Genomic DNA, 17,326 nt, shown 5'->3' on the forward strand with positions numbered 1-17,326 from the left:
GCCTTTCGTTCAAGCGACTTTATTATTATATCTTATCAATCTCTTGAAGTCAACAACTTTTTAAATTTCTTTTTTTCGTCAGCGCCTTGTTTAGCGGCAACGAATAATAATATACCACCTCACAAATAATAGTGCAATAGTTTTTAAAAGAAAATCAAAAAGTTTTACGAGCGGCTTGTTTCTAAAAAAGCGCCGTACTGCGATAAGCAGAAACGGCGCCTTCCCTTTTATTAGCGTTGTCTCATTTGAGGGAATAATAAAACATCTCTGATAGACGGAGCATTTGTTAACAGCATGACAAGGCGGTCGATACCGATACCCAATCCCCCGGTCGGCGGCATGCCGTATTCAAGAGCTTCAACGAAGTCTTCATCCATCATATGCGCTTCATCGTTTCCTTCTTCTCTTTCTTTTAATTGCGCTTCAAAGCGTTCCCTCTGGTCAATAGGGTCATTCAGCTCCGTAAACGCATTAGCGTGCTCACGGCCGACGATAAACAGCTCAAAACGGTCTGTAAAGCGAGGGTCCTCCGGATTTTTCTTAGCAAGAGGAGAAATCTCTACAGGGTGGCCGTAAATAAATGTAGGCTGAATGAGTGTTTCTTCAATTTTTTGTTCGAAGAATTCATTGATGATATGACCCACCGTCATTGAGTTTGTGATCTCGATACCATGCTCTTTTGCATGACCGCGCGCTTCTTCAACAGTCATCTCATTCCAGAAATCTACGCCTGTCGCTTCTTTGACCGCATCTACCATGTGGAGTCGTTTCCACTCAGGTTTCAGATCAATCTGCTCTTCGCCGTACTGGATTGTGGTGCTTCCAAGCACTTCCTGCGCAATATGTGCTACGAGGTTTTCCGTAAGACTCATAATAGCTTTATAATCGGCGTACGCTTCATACAGCTCGATCATCGTGAATTCAGGATTGTGGCGTGTAGAAACACCTTCGTTACGGAACACGCGGCCGATTTCGTAGACTTTTTCCAATCCGCCGACAATCAGGCGTTTCAGGTGCAGTTCAATCGCAATACGCATATAAAGAGGCATGTCGAGCGCGTTATGGTGCGTGATGAACGGGCGTGCAGACGCTCCTCCCGGTATGCTGTGCATCGTAGGTGTTTCAACTTCTAAGTATCCATGGTCATCTAAGTATCTTCTCATCGCTTGGATGATTTTGCTGCGTGTGATAAACGTTTGTTTGCTGTCAGGGTTTACGATGAGATCGAGATAGCGCTGGCGGTAACGCTGTTCAACGTCTTTTAACCCATGATATTTATCAGGAAGAGGACGCAGTGCTTTTGTCAGCAGTTCAAAAGATGTCGCTTTGACAGAAAGCTCGCCTACGTTTGTTTTGAAAACTTTCCCCGTGATGCCGATAACGTCTCCGAGGTCTGAAGATTTAAAGATTTCATATTGTTCTTCGCCGACACTGTCTTTTCTTACGTAAATTTGAATTTGACCTTCTAAGTCCTGCAGATGCGCAAAGCCGGCTTTCCCTTTTCCGCGCTTTGTCATCATACGGCCTGCAATGGTCACTTCGATCGCTTTTTCTTCCAGTTCTTCTTTAGAAAGCTCCTGGTAGGCTTCTATGATCTGTTGAGATTGATGCGTTCTCTCGAAACGTTCGCCGAAAGGGTCAATGCCGTTTTCTCTCAGCTGGTTCATTTTATCTCGTCTGACTTGCAGCTGGTCGTTCAATTCCTCATGATTTTGCTCTTCTTGACTCATTGGTATCACTCCGTTACATTTTGATTTCACGAAAAAGCAGAAAAACTGCCAGCGGTAAGCTGGCAGTGAGCAGCAATAGAGGGTGTATTATTAACCTACTTTTGCATCTTGAAGCTCTTTTGCCTCTGCTTCGGCGGTAAATGCATCTAAAAGCTGCACAAATTCTTCACGCGTCTCACATTGGTTAATTTCATTGCGTACATTCGCATTGCCTCTGACACCTTTCAGATACCAGGCAGCGTGTTTTCTCATTTCTCTGACTGCCACATTTTCGCCTTTTAACTTAATCAGGCGGTCTAAGTGCAGTTTGCATACCGACATTTTTTCACGGACTTTCGGCTCGTCTTTTAACTCACCGGTTTCAAGGTACTGCACCGTACGGTAAATCATCCACGGGTTGCCGAGTGCAGCCCGGCCGATCATGACGCCGTCAACTCCTGTTTCCTCAAGCATGCGTTTCGCGTCCTGAGGCGTTTTGACATCACCGTTTCCGATGACGGGAATGGATACGGATTGCTTCACTTCTTTAATGATATCCCAGTTCGCAGTGCCTTCATACATTTGCACTCTTGTGCGGCCGTGAAGGGCAACGGCTTTTCCGCCGGCACGTTCAACGGCTTGGGCGTTTTTCACAGCATAAATGTGCTCTTCATCCCAACCCATTCTCATCTTCACTGTAACCGGCTTATCAACAGCATCTACTACTGCGGATACCATTTCATAAATCTTATCTGGATCGAGAAGCCATTTGGCGCCCGCATCACATTTTGTAATCTTTGGTACGGGACATCCCATGTTAATATCAATAATATCAGCAGTCGTGTTTTGATCTACAAACTTCGCCGCTTCCACAAGGGTTTCCTTTTTTCCTCCAAAAATCTGAAGGCTGAGCGGTTTTTCACGTTCATCAATGTAAAGCATCCCCATTGTTCTTGCGTTGTTGTAAAGAATCGCTTTGTCACTGACCATTTCAGCGCATACTAATCCGGCTCCGAATTCCTTTACAGTCAATCTGAACGCTGAGTTGCAGACACCGGCCATAGGCGCAAGCACAACCCGGTTTTTCAATTGAATATCACCGATTTTAAACATTTTTCCCCTCCTTTCATTTGTCTATTTTTCAGGCGGGGCCAATTCGTCCGCACTTATATTTAAAACATCTGCCGCATCTTGAATGATGGCATCCGACGGCAATCGGTTTCCGCGTTCAATTTCACCGACAATAGAAACTGATATACCTAATGCTTTTGCAAATCCTTCTTGAGTATAACCTTTCAGCTTTCTGAATGCACGAATTCGCCTACCCCAGATTTCTGCTTCCATACTCTTACACCTTCTTGGTTTGTTTCAGCGCTTATCGTGATATGATCCGCCTGCGGACATATTTCTTTTAACGGCGCAAGGACAAATAAGCGCTCATACATTCTCGGATGCGGAACAATCAGCCGCTCTGTTTCAATATTTTCACGATTATACAGCAAAATGTCAAGGTCTGCCGTCCGCGGTCCCCAGCGAATCTCTCTCGTTCTGCCTAATTCAGCTTCAATGCTCTGCGTTACGTCAAGAAGTTCAAAAGGAGATAACGCCGTTTTCACTTCAACCGCCATATTGAGAAACTGATCTTGATCCTCATAACCCACGGGATCTGTTTCATATATGGAGGACACTTTTGACACCGTCACGCCATCATGCCGGCTGAGCATGGCCACTGCCTGGCGCAAATAATGTTCACGGTCGCCCATATTGGAACCGAGGCCGATATATGCCGTATTGTTCATGATTTTTTCTCGTCATTTCTATGGCTACTGATTTATAATGGCCGGGAATCGGCGGGTCAGGCTTAACAACCTTTACCGTACATTGCTGCACCGGCTCAAATTTCTCAAGGACGGTGTCTGCGATCCGTTCCGCAAGAGTCTCGACCAAATTAACGGGCTCGCCCTCAACGATGCCGCGGCAGACACTGTACAATTCCGCATAGTTAATGGTATAAGAAAGGTCATCCGTTTTTCCCGCTTTGCTCAAATCCAGTTCGGCAGTCAGGTCTACTTTGAAGCGCTGGCCGAGTTTGTTTTCTTCTTCGAACACGCCGTGATATCCGTAAAACTCCATACCTTCCACATATACTTTATCCATAATGTGCGCCTCCTTTGTTCAGCATAGCATCCATCATCTTAGTCATTCTTGCGATCTCTTTGACATCGTGCACCCTCACAATGTCGCAGCCTTTTTGGACGCCAAGGCATACTGTCGCTCCCGTTCCCTCGGCACGTTCTTCAGGGGGAAGGTCAAGCACACGGCCGATGAACCTTTTTCTCGATGTGGCCAGGAGCAGCGGATAACCTAACCCGCTGAACACCTCCAGCTTGTTCATGACAGCCAGATTGTCCTCATAGTTTTTCGCAAAGCCGATCCCCGGATCCAGAATCATGTTTTCATCTGTGACGCCGGCTTCTGCGGCAATTTTTACGCTTTCCATCAAGTCTGCAAGCATATCAGGAATAAGATCGTTGTAGTTTCTTTCCATACGATTATGCATTAAGATAATCGGAACTCCGTGTTCGGCGGCTACTGACGCCATGTCAGGGTCACCTTTCGCCCCCCAGATGTCATTAAGGATAGAGGCTCCCGCTTTGACCGCTTCGTCTGCCACGGACGCTTTGTACGTATCGATTGAAAGCGGAATGTCCAGCTCGCTTGTGATCCGTTCTATGACGGGGATGACTCGTGACATTTCCTCATCAGCCGACACGAGTGATGCGCCGGGCCTTGTCGATTCGCCGCCGATATCTATGATATGCGCCCCTTCTTCAGCCATCTTCGCCGCATGCAGAAGCGCCCTTTCCGTACTGTCGTATTTGCCGCCGTCAGAGAAGGAGTCTGGCGTTACATTTAATATCCCCATAACGAGCGTCTTCTCTTTATAGGACAGAGCGCCTTTTTTTGTATGAATCAGTTTAGGCTGTTCAATTGTTTGCTGCGCCATTTTGTTCCTCCTCCTGTACATTCATTTTGTTTATTTCCTGCTGATACTGCTTACGGAGCAATTGCACCGTTTTTCCGCTCATTCCGGGCAGCGGCACTTCCTCTATTTTAGAAAACGGGATGATTTCAAGCACGGAGTTTGTCAACCATGCTTCATCCGCTTCAAGCATTGATTGAAAACGGAATCGGCCTTCGGTGACTTCTGTCCCCTGCCGTTTCAATTCATCAATGACAAACTGTCTTGTTACCCCATCGAGAATTCCCGTATCCAAAGATGGCGTAAAGACCTTGTCTCCTTTTCGCCAAAACACGTTGGAGACAATGCCTTCCGCGACATCTCCTTCTCCGGTCAGGAAAATCCCTTCAAGATTGGGATCATTCCCGATCTCCCGTTTAGCGTACATGTTGTTTAAATAGTGATGGGATTTTAACCGGAAATGTCCTTCAGGCGTATTTCTCCGGACAGAGAGAAGCCTGCCTTCTTTTTGAACAGGCAGAGTTTCCGGATTGAGCCGGTTGACGAAACAAAGAACGGTCGGCTTTTCATAAGTCTGCGCGGCAAATCCCTTGTCGCTGACGCCTGCCGAGATATTAAGCCGGACACGCGCGCTGCCGTCCTTTATGTCATTGAGGTGCAACAGTCTCCGAAGCATATCAAGCAGCTCCTGTTTGTTCACCTCATATGCAATCTGCAGATCCCGAAGCGCCCTGTTGAGCCTGGCGACATGCGCATCCGGCAGAAACGGCCGGCCGCTGTAAAGCCTGAACGTCTCGAACGCGCCGATCCCGTACAGATAACCATGGTCAAAAGGAGAAAGCGCCGCTTCTTTCTCCTCTATATATTGACCATTCAAATATATAATCACACCGACACTTCCTTTTTGCGGTGTGTCTCTATAAAGTTTCTGAGCATCTCTTTGCCGAAGGAGGTCATGATAGATTCCGGATGGAACTGAACACCTTCAACAGGCAGCTCATGATGGCGGATTGCCATAATTTCTCCTTCTTTGGTTTGAGCGGATACCGTAAAACAATCCGGCAGCGTGTCCGCTTTGACAATAAGTGAATGGTACCGGGTGGCGACCAGCGGATTTTGCAGGCCGTTAAAAATCGTCTGGCCGTCATGCATAACTTCTGACGTTTTGCCATGCATGAGCCGCTCTGCTCTGACGACATCGCCGCCGAATACTTGCGCAATCGACTGATGCCCGAGACATACGCCGAAAATAGGAATACTGCCGGCAAAATGTTTGATGGCTTCGAGGCTGATCCCCGCTTCATCAGGACTGCACGGCCCGGGAGAAATCATTAAGAAGTCCGGACCCAGCTCTTCAATCTGCTCAATCGTAATCTCGTCATTCCGTCTGACGATCAGTTCCTCCCCGAGCTCACCCAAATATTGAACCAAGTTGTACGTAAATGAATCATAATTGTCAATCATTAAAATCATCTCTGCTCACCTCATCTGATTTTTTGTCTCTTCTTCGCTCAGCTCTAACGCCTTTTTCATCGCAAAAGCTTTTTTGAACGATTCCTTGTATTCATGCTTCGGAACCGAATCAATAACCACTCCTGCTCCGGACTGCATAAATGCATGTCCGCCGGCTGCATAGATCGTCCGGATCACAATGTTAAACTGCAAATCTCCGTTGAATCCGAACCAGCCTATAGATCCAGTATAAAGCCCCCGTCTTGTCGGCTCAAGCTCTTCTATAATTTCCATCGTTCTCACTTTGGGCGCTCCCGTGATGGTGCCCCCCGGGAACACCGCATGAATAATGTCTGTCGCGTCATATCCGTCCTGCAGCTCTCCCTGTACGTTTGACACGATATGCATGACGTGGGAATACTTTTCGATCGCCATAAACTCGTTAACCCGCACGGAGCCGTAGCGCGATACGCGCCCGAGGTCATTGCGCTCAAGATCAACAAGCATGACGTGTTCCGCACGTTCTTTTTCGTTGTGAATTAATTCATCAGCCAAAGCCTTGTCTTCAGCATCGTCTTTTCCTCTTGAACGCGTACCCGCGATCGGTCTCGTTTCAAGCTTCTTCCCCTTCTTTGTCACCAATAGCTCCGGCGACCCGCATATCACTTGAAACCCCGGTGTCTCGAGATAGGCCATGTAAGGAGACGGATTGACGTTTCTCAAGTGTTTATACACCTCATACGGATGAACGGATAAAGACTGAGACTGCCTGATGGACAAATTAACCTGGAACACATCGCCGCTCGCGATATATTGTTTAATTTGTTCTACAGCCTGTGAAAATCCTTCCTCAGTGAACGGAGCGGCGTACGATCCGTCCCCATTCCGATTCAGCGGTGAAAAAGGCTCGTCCGCCGTTTGGAGGGAACACCACATGTCCTCTAAGCCGGACAGCTTTTCTTCCGCAAGATCCGCTTCTTCCGCTTCAGTATGGGTAATGAGCCATAACGCCTCTTCCTCATGGTCATAAACGGCCACATCATCAAAAACAAGAAAGTAAATATCGGGTGTTTCCAGATCATCTAACGACAGCATCTTAAAATTCTCAATATATCGGGCATAGTCGTAACTGATAAAACCAATCGCACCGCCCTGAAAGTCCGGAAACTCAACGTTTGTTTCCGTTCCGAGCGTTCCAAACCATTCATGAAAGGCCCGCAGCGGGTCACCTTCTTTAAACAGTGTTTCTCCCTCATGCTTGATCGTTGTAATTCCGTCTTTCCCTCTGACGGACGCAATCGGATCTAGACCGGCTATACTGAATCTTCCCCCTCTCGCGCTTTCGAGCAGAACATGCCGTTTTCTCGATTTCGAAAGGTTTTCATATCGCTGTAAAAATGCTTGTTTCGTAAAAGGTATTTTTCTTCCTGCCGGTCTGCGTTGTGCCATCATATCAATCCTCTGCTTCGTTTTACTGTAGTTTTATTTTAAAGCAATCACACTGGTGAAAAAAGTGAATTTCACTTCCAACCATAAAATTCGAAACGTTTTTTGGATTTTCGATACTTCAGGCACAAAAAAACTCCCGGATACAGCCGGGAGCCGTGTGTATGTCTCTATTCAAACTGATAAAGCGGTGTGCTTAAGTAACGTTCTCCGTTACTAGGGATGATCGCAAGCACTTTCTTGCCTTTCCCGAGTTTTTTCGCGATTTCCAGTGCCGCGTAAATGGCCGCTCCGGAAGAAATACCGCCGAGAATCCCTTCTTCTTTTGCCGTTTTACGGGCATATTCAAATGCATCCTCGTTTTTGACGGGAATGATTTGATCATAGATGTCCGTATTCAATGTTTCAGGGACAAATCCCGCTCCGATACCCTGAATTTTATGCGGACCCGGTTTTCCGCCGGAAAGAACTGGAGAATCCGCCGGCTCTACCGCATAGATTTTGATGGATGGATATGCTTCTTTCAGCACTTCGCCCGCTCCCGTGATGGTTCCGCCGGTACCGATTCCGGCCACGAACGCATCAAGCTGGTCGTCACCAAACTGTTCTACGATTTCTTTCCCCGTCGTTTGGCGGTGAATTTCCGGGTTTGCCGCATTGTTGAATTGCTGAGGCACAAAGTATCCGTGTTCCTCCGCAAGTTCTTCCGCCTTTTTAATGGCGCCCTTCATTCCTTCTGCGCCGGGAGTCAGCACAAGCTCCGCTCCGTATGCGCGCAGCAGATTGCGTCGTTCCATACTCATTGTATCAGGCATAACGAGAATGGCTCTGAGACCTTTAGCCGCTGCCACCATCGCAAGACCGATCCCTGTATTTCCGCTTGTCGGTTCAATGATTGTGTCGCCGGCTTTTAATTTTCCTTCTTTTTCAGCCGCTTCAATCATCGCCGCTCCGATACGGTCTTTTACGCTGCTGCCCGGATTCATGTATTCAAGCTTCAGATATACATCTGCACTGTTTTCATCCGTCAGGCGATTCAATTTCACAATAGGAGTATTTCCGATTAGTTCAGTAATAGAATTTGCAATACGCACCATGTTGGACACCTCAATTTCCGACTAAATTTATTGGTATTATAAATATAAGTTATCAATTTCAAAATTTTTTGTCAATCATTTAGTTCTTTTTTCCCCGTAGAACCAAGAGACCCCCGCCTCTTTCCACAGCGTTTTGACTGTCGCCTTGTCACCTAATTGATCCATCGCGATCTGGCGTCTGATTTGACTCTTCACTTCATTGTATGAGAAAGTTCTCGCTTTAAGCTTTTCTTTCAGCTGAATGACGGCATATCCTGAAGAAACTTTAATCGGTTCAGCGGACCATTCATCTTCTTTGAGATGTTTAGCTTCTGTGGTATATGCCTGCGGGATATTTTCCTGGTTTTCTGTCACAAAGCCGAGGTCTCCGCCGTACTGAGACGTGTATCTGTCCGTGGAACGCTCAGCGGCGACGGCTTCAAAGCTGGAACCGCCTTTCAAATCAGCAAGCACCCTGTCCGCCTCTTCCTTGTTTTTGACGACAATGTGCCTGATTCTGTAGGAATCATCGAAATGATACAGTTCTTTATTTTTATTATAAAATGATTGCATTTCCTTATCCGATATATCGATGTCCTTCGTCAGCAGTTCTTCAAGAAGAATGTTGTAGCGGATCTGGTCTCTCCATTCTTTTTCGGTAATATGGCTGTCTTCATAAAATGAATTATTCACCGCTTTGATTAAAAGAAATTCCCGCTCCAATTCGCTGTTTGAAACTGTGAGTTTATTCTTTTTCGCAAGCTCTTCCACTACTTGTGCATTAATCATGTCTTCCAGAGTTGATTTTCCGTATTCGTCTTCCATCTTTTTCATCCAGTCCTGCCGTGTGATATGTTTATCACCGATTGTCGCGATGGATTCTTCAGATGACCCCGCGGCTTGGGATTTTGTTAACTTATACGCCACTGCTACACTGCATACCAACAGCGCCGCTACAATAATCGTCAAAAGTGTTCTCGATTTCAAAATCTACCCCATCCCTTTTACAAAATAGAACAACCCGCTAAAGAGCTAGCGGGTTGTTTCGTCACGAAGCTCTTCCAGTTCTTCTTTTGTAAATAAATATTTCTCATTACAAAAATGGCAAACCGCTTCGGCTTTTCCGTCTTCTTCTATCATATCTTGTATTTCTTTTTTGCCTAGTCCTAAAATGGCCGTTTCGAATCGATCTTTTGAACAAGAACAGTGAAATTTGACCGGCATTGTTTCGAGAACGTCCGGTTTTTGACCCAGAACTTCTTCTAAGATTTCTTCCGGTGTCAGGCCTTTTTGAATCAATTTTGAAATCGGTTCGATTTGAGATAATTGCTTTTCAATTGTTGAAATGGTTTCTTCATCAGTCCCCGGAAGAAGCTGAATGATGAACCCGCCCGCAGCGAGAATCGTGTTATCAGGATTTACTAGAACACCTACCCCGACAGATGAAGGAACTTGTTCAGAAGAAACAAGGTAATACGTGAAGTCATCACCGAGTTCACCCGAGACAATCTCTACTTGTCCCGTAAAATAATCACGCAAGCCCAAATCTTTTACGACACTGAGTGTTCCCTCAGTTCCGACCGCCCGTCTGACATCCAGTTTCCCTTGTTCATTGAGGTCAAAATGAACGTGCGGGTTTGATACGTATGCTCTTACCTCACCCTTTGCGTTCGCATCTGCGACAATGGCTCCGATCGGGCCGCCGCCTTCTATTTTGACTGTCAGCTTATCTTCACCCTTAAGCATCGCTCCGAGCATCAGAGACGCTGTCATCGTCCGGCCGATTGCGGCTGATGCCGTCGGCCACGTGTCATGCCTTCTTTGCGCTTCATTTACCATATCTGTCGTTCTGGCTGCATAAGCCCGCACTTTACCATCATATGCAATTGCTTTAATTAAATAATCCATCGTTTACCTCCTATACGTGACCCACGCGATTTCGCTCATAAATGATTTCCAGCCCTTTTAAAGTAAGAAACGGGTCAACAATATCAATACAGTCTGATTCATTTGCGATTAATGACGCAAGCCCGCCTGTCGCAATGACTTTCGGTTCTTGTTTGGCCTGCCATTTCATCCGCTTTACAATGCCTTCAACTTGTCCGACATAGCCGAAAAGGATGCCGGACTGCATGGCGCTTACCGTGTTTTTGCCGATGATATTGTCCGGTCGGGCGATTTCAATTCTCGGAAGCTTGGCCGCGCGTGAGTACAACGCTTCCGTTGAAATCGTAATGCCGGGAGCTATTGCGCCGCCCATATATTGTTTGTTTTCATCAATGTAGCAATACGTCGTCGCCGTTCCGAAATCAACAACAATTAAGGGGCCGCCATACTGATGAATCGCCGCAACAGCATTGACGATTCTGTCAGCTCCCACTTCTTTCGGATTGTCATATTTTATATTTAAACCTGTTTTCATTCCCGGGCCGACAACCTGCGGCTCGATGTGAAAGTATTTTGTGCACATTCTTTCTAAAGAGAACATAATCGGCGGCACTACGGATGAGATGATAATCCCTTCAATCTGTTCAAACATCAGTCCGGAATGTTCAAATAAGGAGCGGAGCAGCATGCCGAATTCGTCTTCTGTTTTGTGCCTGCTCGTTTCTATGCGCCAATGATATTCTAGTTCCCCATCATGATATACACCAATCACGGTGTTGGTGTTCCCCACATCTATAACCAGTAACAACCTCTATCACCACTTTTGAATAGTTTCTAATCATAACATTTTCAACATTCTACAATACCATACACGATCTGCGGCTCTTTTGTAAACAAAACGAAACCAGTAAAAAAACCGCCGGTATACGCCGGCGGTTTTCATATCAGAAAGCGAACTATTCTTTCGGCTCGTCTTTCTTTTCTTCTTCTGTTTTAGACAGGATGTTTACTTTCACATCGTCTTTTTGAAGATGGTCATCTGAGAAATTGCGCTCAGGGAGTTTTCCGTGATCCACGAGATGCTTGATTTGTTCCGCATCTAATGTTTCCACATCAAGCAATGTCTGAGCAATCAATTCAAGCTTATCGCGATTTTCAGTCAGGATGGTTTTCGCACGCTCATAACATTCTTTAATGATGCGCTGAATTTCCTGATCGATTTCGTAAGCGATCTGATCACTGTAGTTTTGCTCATTGTTGAAATCCCGGCCCAGGAATACTTGACCGCCTTGAGATTGACCGAACTGAAGCGGTCCGAGTTTTTCTGACATACCGAACTCTGTCACCATTCTTCTGGCAATGTTCGTTGCCCGCTGGAAGTCATTGTGAGCCCCCGTGCTGACTTCACCGAAGATAATTTCCTCCGCAACACGTCCGCCCAGAAGACCGACAATTTTATCGAGAAGTTCAGGTTTTGTCTGGAAGTAACGGTCTTCTCTCGGAAGCATGACCGCGTATCCGCCCGCCTGCCCCCTCGGAACGATCGTTACTTTATGAACCATATCGGCTTCATCCAGTACAAGTCCGATAACGGTGTGACCGCCCTCGTGGTACGCCACGATATTGCGTTCTTTTTTCGAGATGACGCGGCTCTTCTTCGCAGGACCCGCAATGACACGGTCCGTTGCTTCATCAATGTCGCGCATATCAATTTTCTTCTTGTTTTGACGGGCAGCAACGAGTGCTGCTTCGTTAAGAAGGTTTTCTAAATCTGCGCCTGAGAAACCGGGTGTTCTTGAAGCGATTGCTTTTAAGTTCACCGTCTCATCAAGCGGTTTGTTTCTCGCATGGACCTGCAATACGGCTTCACGGCCGATGACATCCGGACGGTCTACCGTAATCTGACGGTCAAAACGTCCCGGACGGAGCAATGCAGGGTCAAGAATGTCCGCACGGTTTGTCGCAGCGATAATAATGATTCCTTCATTCGCACTGAAACCGTCCATCTCAACAAGCAGCTGGTTCAGCGTCTGTTCGCGTTCATCATGCCCGCCGCCAAGACCGGCGCCGCGCTGACGTCCTACCGCGTCGATCTCATCAATGAAGATCAGGCAAGGCGCATTCTTTTTCGCATTTTCGAATAAATCACGCACACGGGAAGCACCGACACCGACAAACATTTCAACGAAGTCAGATCCGCTGATGCTGAAGAAAGGAACGCCAGCTTCACCGGCTGAGGCTCTCGCAAGCAATGTCTTACCGGTTCCCGGAGGTCCGACCAGCAGCACGCCTTTAGGGATTCTGGCGCCAAGCTCGGCGAATTTGCGGGGATCTTTCAGAAACTCAACAACCTCAACGAGTTCCTGCTTCTCCTCATCCGCGCCGGCTACATCTTTAAACTTCACGCGTTTCTTTTCTTCCGTATACAGCTTCGCTTTGCTCTTTCCGAAGTTCATGACACGGCTTCCGCCGCCCTGAGCCTGATTGAGCAGGAAGAAAAACAGAATAAAGATGATGACAAACGGAATGATCGTCGTTAAGAACGTCACCCACCCGCTTGTTTCCTGTGCGGGATCAACTTTTACGTCCGTCTTTTTAATTGCGTCAAATATCTGGTCTGCTCCTTTTCCTTCAGGAACATGTGTTAAAAAGTACTGGTCTTTGTCGTATTTTTTCAGCTGTCCTTTTACCTCATAAACACCTCTGACAGGCTGAACCGATACGCTATCAACTTTCCCTTCATCGAGATTCTTGATAAACGTACTGTACGACATATTTTCTGTTTTCGGGTTTGAGGTCTGGAAGTAACTCACAACCCCGATTACTACTAATAAAATAAGTAAATAAAAAATGGTATTACGGAAGACCCGATTCATTCCTTACCTCCTCCCACAGTAAGCACAACTATGTTCAATAGTACCATAGAAAATCATTCCAATACAACCGATAACCATCTCGGAAGCAGGCAGCCGATCAGCTTTCATAAATCGCCGGTTTTAATACTCCGATGTAAGGCAGATTGCGATAGCGCTCGGCATAATCAAGTCCGTAACCCACAACAAACGCGTCAGGAACTTCAAAGCCTACGAAGTCTGCTTTAATGTCCGCTTTTCTTCCGCTTGGTTTATCCAACAGGGTAACAATCTTAATTGATTTCGCTTTACGATATCGGAAGAGTTCTACGAGATAGCTCAAGGTTAACCCACTGTCGATAATATCTTCAATGATTAAGATGTCCCGGCCTTCTACAGATGTATCCAAATCTTTGATGATTTTGACTTCTCCGGAAGAAACCGTGGAATTTCCGTAGCTTGATACATCCATGAAGTCCATTTCCAAATATGTATCAATATGCTTTATAAGATCAGCCATAAAAGGGAGCGCTCCCTTTAACACACCGATTGCCAACGGAAACGTGTCGCTGTACTCGCTTGTTAATTGTTCTCCAAGCTGTTTTACTTTCTGCTGGATCTCATCTTCTGAGATCAGCACTTTTTCGATATCCTGTTTCATGTTAATGCTTGCCCCCTACACTTTTCATGCTGTCTATATTGTAATACAATGCGGTCACTGTTTGAAATCACAAGATCGTCAAAGATGGATTTTTTCAAGCCAGGCAGCCAGATAATTTCACCGCTCGCATCCGTTACAATCGGCCATTCGTCCCGATCCCGCAGAGGCAGTTTATGATCAATAAATATATCTTTTACCTTTTTCGAGCCATTCATCCCTTTAAGTTTAATCCGGTCGCCGATTTTTCTCGTCCGGATTGTTAAAGGAAATTGCACCTTATTTCTGCTTGTCATAAAAACAGCATTCCCATTTTTGATATGAGGGTCAGCCTGATCGGCCACCTCTATCATAAAGCCGTTGGGGAGAACAGCAGTCTCGCCTTCCGCTCCTTGCAGCTGCAGCTCAAAGGGAACCTTTTCACATTGCCATTGTTCAAATGTAAACAAACATGTCTGATATGATTTGACCACCTTCAGCCCTTTCGGAAAATCAAGCACTCCCGAGGCGCTTCCATTTTCCGCCCATTCCAGAAACTGCTGTATGTGGCGGGCGGAAAACGACGATGGAACGTTTTCATAAAGATAGTTTAATATTAGTTGAACTCCTCTTCTTTGTAAAGGTATCGGAAGGGCAAGCAATTGAGAGGAATCGACTTCAACCGATGTGTCAGACTTGCTTGTAATAACCTTATTCATTCGTTCTTTCGTTAATGACTGCAAGTATTGTTCGTCTTCTGTCAGTGCTTCACTCACCTTTTGAAACATTTTATGAACGTCAGGTGATTCTTGTTTTAAAAAGGAAGCACGGTCTTTCTGAATCTGTTTCTTGTATAATCGTCTTTTGCATTGCTCTCATCCGTTCTGTAGCTGAGCCCTTCTTGACGGCAGTATTCTAGGATTTCATCCTTTTCCGCATAGAGGAAAGGCCTGATCAGCCAGCCGGATGCAAATTCGCGGACGGGCTGCATTCCCGCGAGCCCTGCCCCGAGCGTACCTTTCGCAAGCCTCATGAGCATTGTCTCAACCTGGTCATCGCCGTGATGAGCCAGCGCCATAAACTTCGCTTGGTGTTTTGCCATCAGATCTTCGAAAAACTGATATCTGCAATCACGCGCGGCAGCCTGCTTGTTCAGCTTATTCTTCTTTGCGTATGCAGAAACATCAATCTGTACCGTTTCGCAGAGGATGTGTTCCGCTTCGCAATATGACTGCACAAACTTCATATCTTCTTCAGATTCAGGACCCCTGAACTGATGGTCGACATGCGCCGCTATGATAACGGAAGAATGCCCGAAGTGCTTATTCAGCATACTGAGAAGCGCCATTGAATCAGGGCCTCCGGAGACCCCGGCAATAATCGTTTCTCCCTCCGCCTGAAGATGATATGTTTTGAAAAAATCTTCCACGCTTTTCACAATGTCCCCCTCACAATGAGCAGGTTTTTTAAAGATATACATATCCTATCACTTTCATTCCCTCCAAGCAAAGAAGAAGCATGAGCGCAGGCGTCCGGCCGGCATTAGATGAGAAAAAAGACGATGTAAGCGAAATAAAGGGCGAGAACGCTGATTAAAATAAGTGTTGTTTCAAACAAACCATTGTGCTTTGCGGGTTTTTGTTTACGTTTATACCGCGTTTGAGATACAGCGCCCTGCCGCGGTTTTGATTGCGGCGGCTTAGGCTTGGCGGCGGCTTTCCTTTTACTCCCGGCGCTCTGCCCCGCCGTCAGGATGTCATGCTTCATGGCTTCCGCAGACGGATATTGGCCGTTTAAAGCAGAAAACAGAACCTTCTTATACTTATTCAGAAACGGGTGGCCTTCAATGATAGAACGAAGCTGTTCTTTCGGCTGTCCTGACTTTTTGCACTCTTTCTTCTGAACACAGTGGATCATGATCATTGCGACAGCAAACAGGTCATAGGATGGTTCTGCTTTTCTTGTTCCATACCCCCAATAGCCCCTGTCGTAAAACTCCGTATACTCTTTAATCGCGCGGCCTTGTTTTGTCGTTCCCCCTACATCAATGCAGCGGATGGCAGCCGGAGGTCCGGTTACAATGAGATTGTCCGGTTTGAGGTCGCCAAAAACCCACCCTTGCTGATGAAGGACTGACAGGCTGGAAAGAAGCTGCACCATCAGCACCGGAATCCACTCCGCTCCCTTACTGCTGATATATTGCGGAAGAAGCGGCCCTTCTATGTACTCCATCACGTAAAAAGAGACATTTTTATTCAGCTGCGGAATAAACGCATCGTCCGCATCAAAAAAGAAGGCCCCATCGTTTGCGACCGGGCCTTTGAAAAGGATTTTAAGACATTCACTTCAGAGGTAACAGACATGCTGTCGCTGCTTATTTTCAAAGCGACCTGTCCGCCTGATGCTTCTGCCAGATATACAATACCGTTAGCCCCTTTTCCAAGCTGTTTGAGCAATCTGTAGGATTTGCCGTTCCATTTGCCCTGAATTGCCGTCCCCGGTGCCAGACTACATGCCAAACTCGTTAAAGCGTCGTTCATCATCTGCCAACATGCTCCTTCTTGAGCGGATTCTCTCAAACTGCTGCGTCGCTTCCCGGATAGCGGGGCCCGTAGGGGTGATACCGCCGGTCGACAGCTTCGCAAAGAGTGCAGAAAGGGATTCAAGCTTCGGCGTCCAATTCAGCACAAGCTCAACTTCCTGGCTTTTCCCGGGAAATATACACATGGCAAATTCATTTTGTCCGGCCCGGGAATTTAAACTGATGGAAAGATCGATCAGCGCTTCTTTCACCGTTGGCAGTTTCGGCGCCATACTCGCACTCGTATCAACCAGCACAAGCACCTGCAGATGAACTGTTTCTCCGAGTTCATCAACCACTTCCATCACTTCGCCGCGTTTTTCCGGAGAAAGCTCTTCCATTTCAACGTTTTTCCCTAAGATTTGTTTAAGCTCTTGATTGACGACACCTTGCAGCGTCTGGGTCATTGCTTTTTTCGTTACCATTTGAACCGTCTGAGACAATTGTGACGCGTACACAACTTGATGGACGCCGCCTCCGGCCATGGCGATGCCTTCAACTTCCTTCATTGCCTCTTGGTCAATCGCGTTTTCTTCCATAATTCCTATAACATTCACCGTAATCCCCTGCTCCTTGGCGAAAGCCGCCATTGCGATCGGGTCTTCACCATGATTGGAGCAGCCATCTGTAATCAGCAGAACTTGATTTAAATGTCCCTTATTCACATACATTCCTCCCGGTGATACGATTAGTCCCATCTTCG

At 46.5% G+C, this 17,326-nt stretch carries 16 protein-coding genes and 2 pseudogenes; all 18 read right to left on the minus strand.

Features of this window, described 5'->3' with window-relative positions; genetic code table 11:
- Positions 1 to 230: 230 nt before the first annotated feature.
- A complete protein-coding gene (gene lysS, locus D368_RS09475; protein WP_128574743.1) occupies positions 231 to 1,730 on the minus strand; it encodes a lysine--tRNA ligase in 1,500 nt (499 codons plus the stop codon).
- A 90-nt stretch (positions 1,731 to 1,820) separates the two neighbouring features.
- On the minus strand, positions 1,821 to 2,822 hold the full coding sequence (dusB, locus tag D368_RS09480) for a tRNA dihydrouridine synthase DusB (protein ID WP_069473125.1): 1,002 nt from the start codon (positions 2,820 to 2,822) through the stop codon (positions 1,821 to 1,823).
- A 21-nt stretch (positions 2,823 to 2,843) separates the two neighbouring features.
- Positions 2,844 to 3,053: a helix-turn-helix domain-containing protein gene (locus tag D368_RS09485; RefSeq protein ID WP_003150668.1), complete on the minus strand. Its 210-nt coding sequence runs from the start codon at positions 3,051 to 3,053 to the stop codon at positions 2,844 to 2,846.
- Positions 3,005 to 3,508, minus strand: a complete 504-nt coding sequence (gene folK, locus D368_RS09490; RefSeq protein WP_071392204.1) for a 2-amino-4-hydroxy-6-hydroxymethyldihydropteridine diphosphokinase — start codon at positions 3,506 to 3,508, stop codon at positions 3,005 to 3,007. The genes D368_RS09485 and folK overlap by 49 nt, the downstream gene beginning before the upstream one ends.
- Entirely contained in the window at positions 3,459 to 3,866 is a 408-nt protein-coding gene (folB, locus tag D368_RS09495) for a dihydroneopterin aldolase (RefSeq protein WP_128574744.1), read from the minus strand. The genes folK and folB overlap by 50 nt, the downstream gene beginning before the upstream one ends.
- The gene (gene folP / locus D368_RS09500) at positions 3,859 to 4,716 is read right to left on the minus strand and encodes a dihydropteroate synthase (protein ID WP_128574745.1); all 858 of its coding nucleotides are present in this window, start codon (positions 4,714 to 4,716) and stop codon (positions 3,859 to 3,861) included. The genes folB and folP overlap by 8 nt, the downstream gene beginning before the upstream one ends.
- Positions 4,697 to 5,581 (minus strand): aminodeoxychorismate lyase, encoded by an 885-nt coding sequence (gene pabC / locus D368_RS09505; protein WP_071392205.1) that lies wholly within the window; start codon positions 5,579 to 5,581, stop codon positions 4,697 to 4,699. Before pabC ends, folP begins: the two co-directional genes overlap by 20 nt.
- The gene (gene pabA, locus D368_RS09510; protein ID WP_025854073.1) at positions 5,578 to 6,165 is read right to left on the minus strand and encodes an aminodeoxychorismate/anthranilate synthase component II; all 588 of its coding nucleotides are present in this window, start codon (positions 6,163 to 6,165) and stop codon (positions 5,578 to 5,580) included. Before pabA ends, pabC begins: the two co-directional genes overlap by 4 nt.
- Positions 6,166 to 6,171: 6 nt before the next feature.
- Positions 6,172 to 7,593, minus strand: a complete 1,422-nt coding sequence (pabB, locus tag D368_RS09515) for an aminodeoxychorismate synthase, component I (protein WP_128574746.1) — start codon at positions 7,591 to 7,593, stop codon at positions 6,172 to 6,174.
- 167 nt (positions 7,594 to 7,760) lie between these two features.
- Positions 7,761 to 8,687: a cysteine synthase A gene (gene cysK, locus D368_RS09520; protein WP_004264603.1), complete on the minus strand. Its 927-nt coding sequence runs from the start codon at positions 8,685 to 8,687 to the stop codon at positions 7,761 to 7,763.
- 75 nt (positions 8,688 to 8,762) lie between these two features.
- Positions 8,763 to 9,653: a peptidyl-prolyl cis-trans isomerase gene (locus D368_RS09525; RefSeq protein WP_128574747.1), complete on the minus strand. Its 891-nt coding sequence runs from the start codon at positions 9,651 to 9,653 to the stop codon at positions 8,763 to 8,765.
- A gap of 45 nt (positions 9,654 to 9,698) precedes the next feature.
- Positions 9,699 to 10,574, minus strand: a complete 876-nt coding sequence (gene hslO / locus D368_RS09530; protein ID WP_071392207.1) for an Hsp33 family molecular chaperone HslO — start codon at positions 10,572 to 10,574, stop codon at positions 9,699 to 9,701.
- Positions 10,575 to 10,584: 10 nt separating this feature from the next.
- Positions 10,585 to 11,361 carry a type III pantothenate kinase gene (locus tag D368_RS09535; protein WP_025650393.1) on the minus strand — a complete coding sequence of 259 codons (777 nt, stop codon included), beginning with the start codon at positions 11,359 to 11,361 and terminating at the stop codon, positions 10,585 to 10,587.
- A 148-nt stretch (positions 11,362 to 11,509) separates the two neighbouring features.
- Complete coding sequence (gene ftsH, locus D368_RS09540; RefSeq protein WP_060561972.1) at positions 11,510 to 13,429, minus strand: ATP-dependent zinc metalloprotease FtsH; 1,920 nt, start codon at positions 13,427 to 13,429, stop codon at positions 11,510 to 11,512.
- A gap of 97 nt (positions 13,430 to 13,526) precedes the next feature.
- Positions 13,527 to 14,066, minus strand: a complete 540-nt coding sequence (hpt, locus tag D368_RS09545; protein WP_004264611.1) for a hypoxanthine phosphoribosyltransferase — start codon at positions 14,064 to 14,066, stop codon at positions 13,527 to 13,529.
- Positions 14,063 to 15,480, minus strand: a pseudogene (tilS, locus tag D368_RS09550) (tRNA lysidine(34) synthetase TilS). Before tilS ends, hpt begins: the two are co-directional and overlap by 4 nt.
- Before the next feature lie 104 nt (positions 15,481 to 15,584).
- A pseudogene (locus D368_RS09555) lies at positions 15,585 to 16,585 on the minus strand (protein kinase domain-containing protein).
- Positions 16,551 to 17,288: a vWA domain-containing protein gene (locus tag D368_RS09560; RefSeq protein WP_004264624.1), complete on the minus strand. Its 738-nt coding sequence runs from the start codon at positions 17,286 to 17,288 to the stop codon at positions 16,551 to 16,553. The pseudogene D368_RS09555 and the gene D368_RS09560 overlap by 35 nt, the downstream one beginning before the upstream one ends.
- Positions 17,289 to 17,326 lie beyond the last annotated feature (38 nt).

This window comes from Paenibacillus lentimorbus NRRL B-30488 (genome assembly GCF_000411595.1).
GTDB lineage: Bacteria > Bacillota > Bacilli > Bacillales > Bacillaceae > Bacillus > Bacillus velezensis.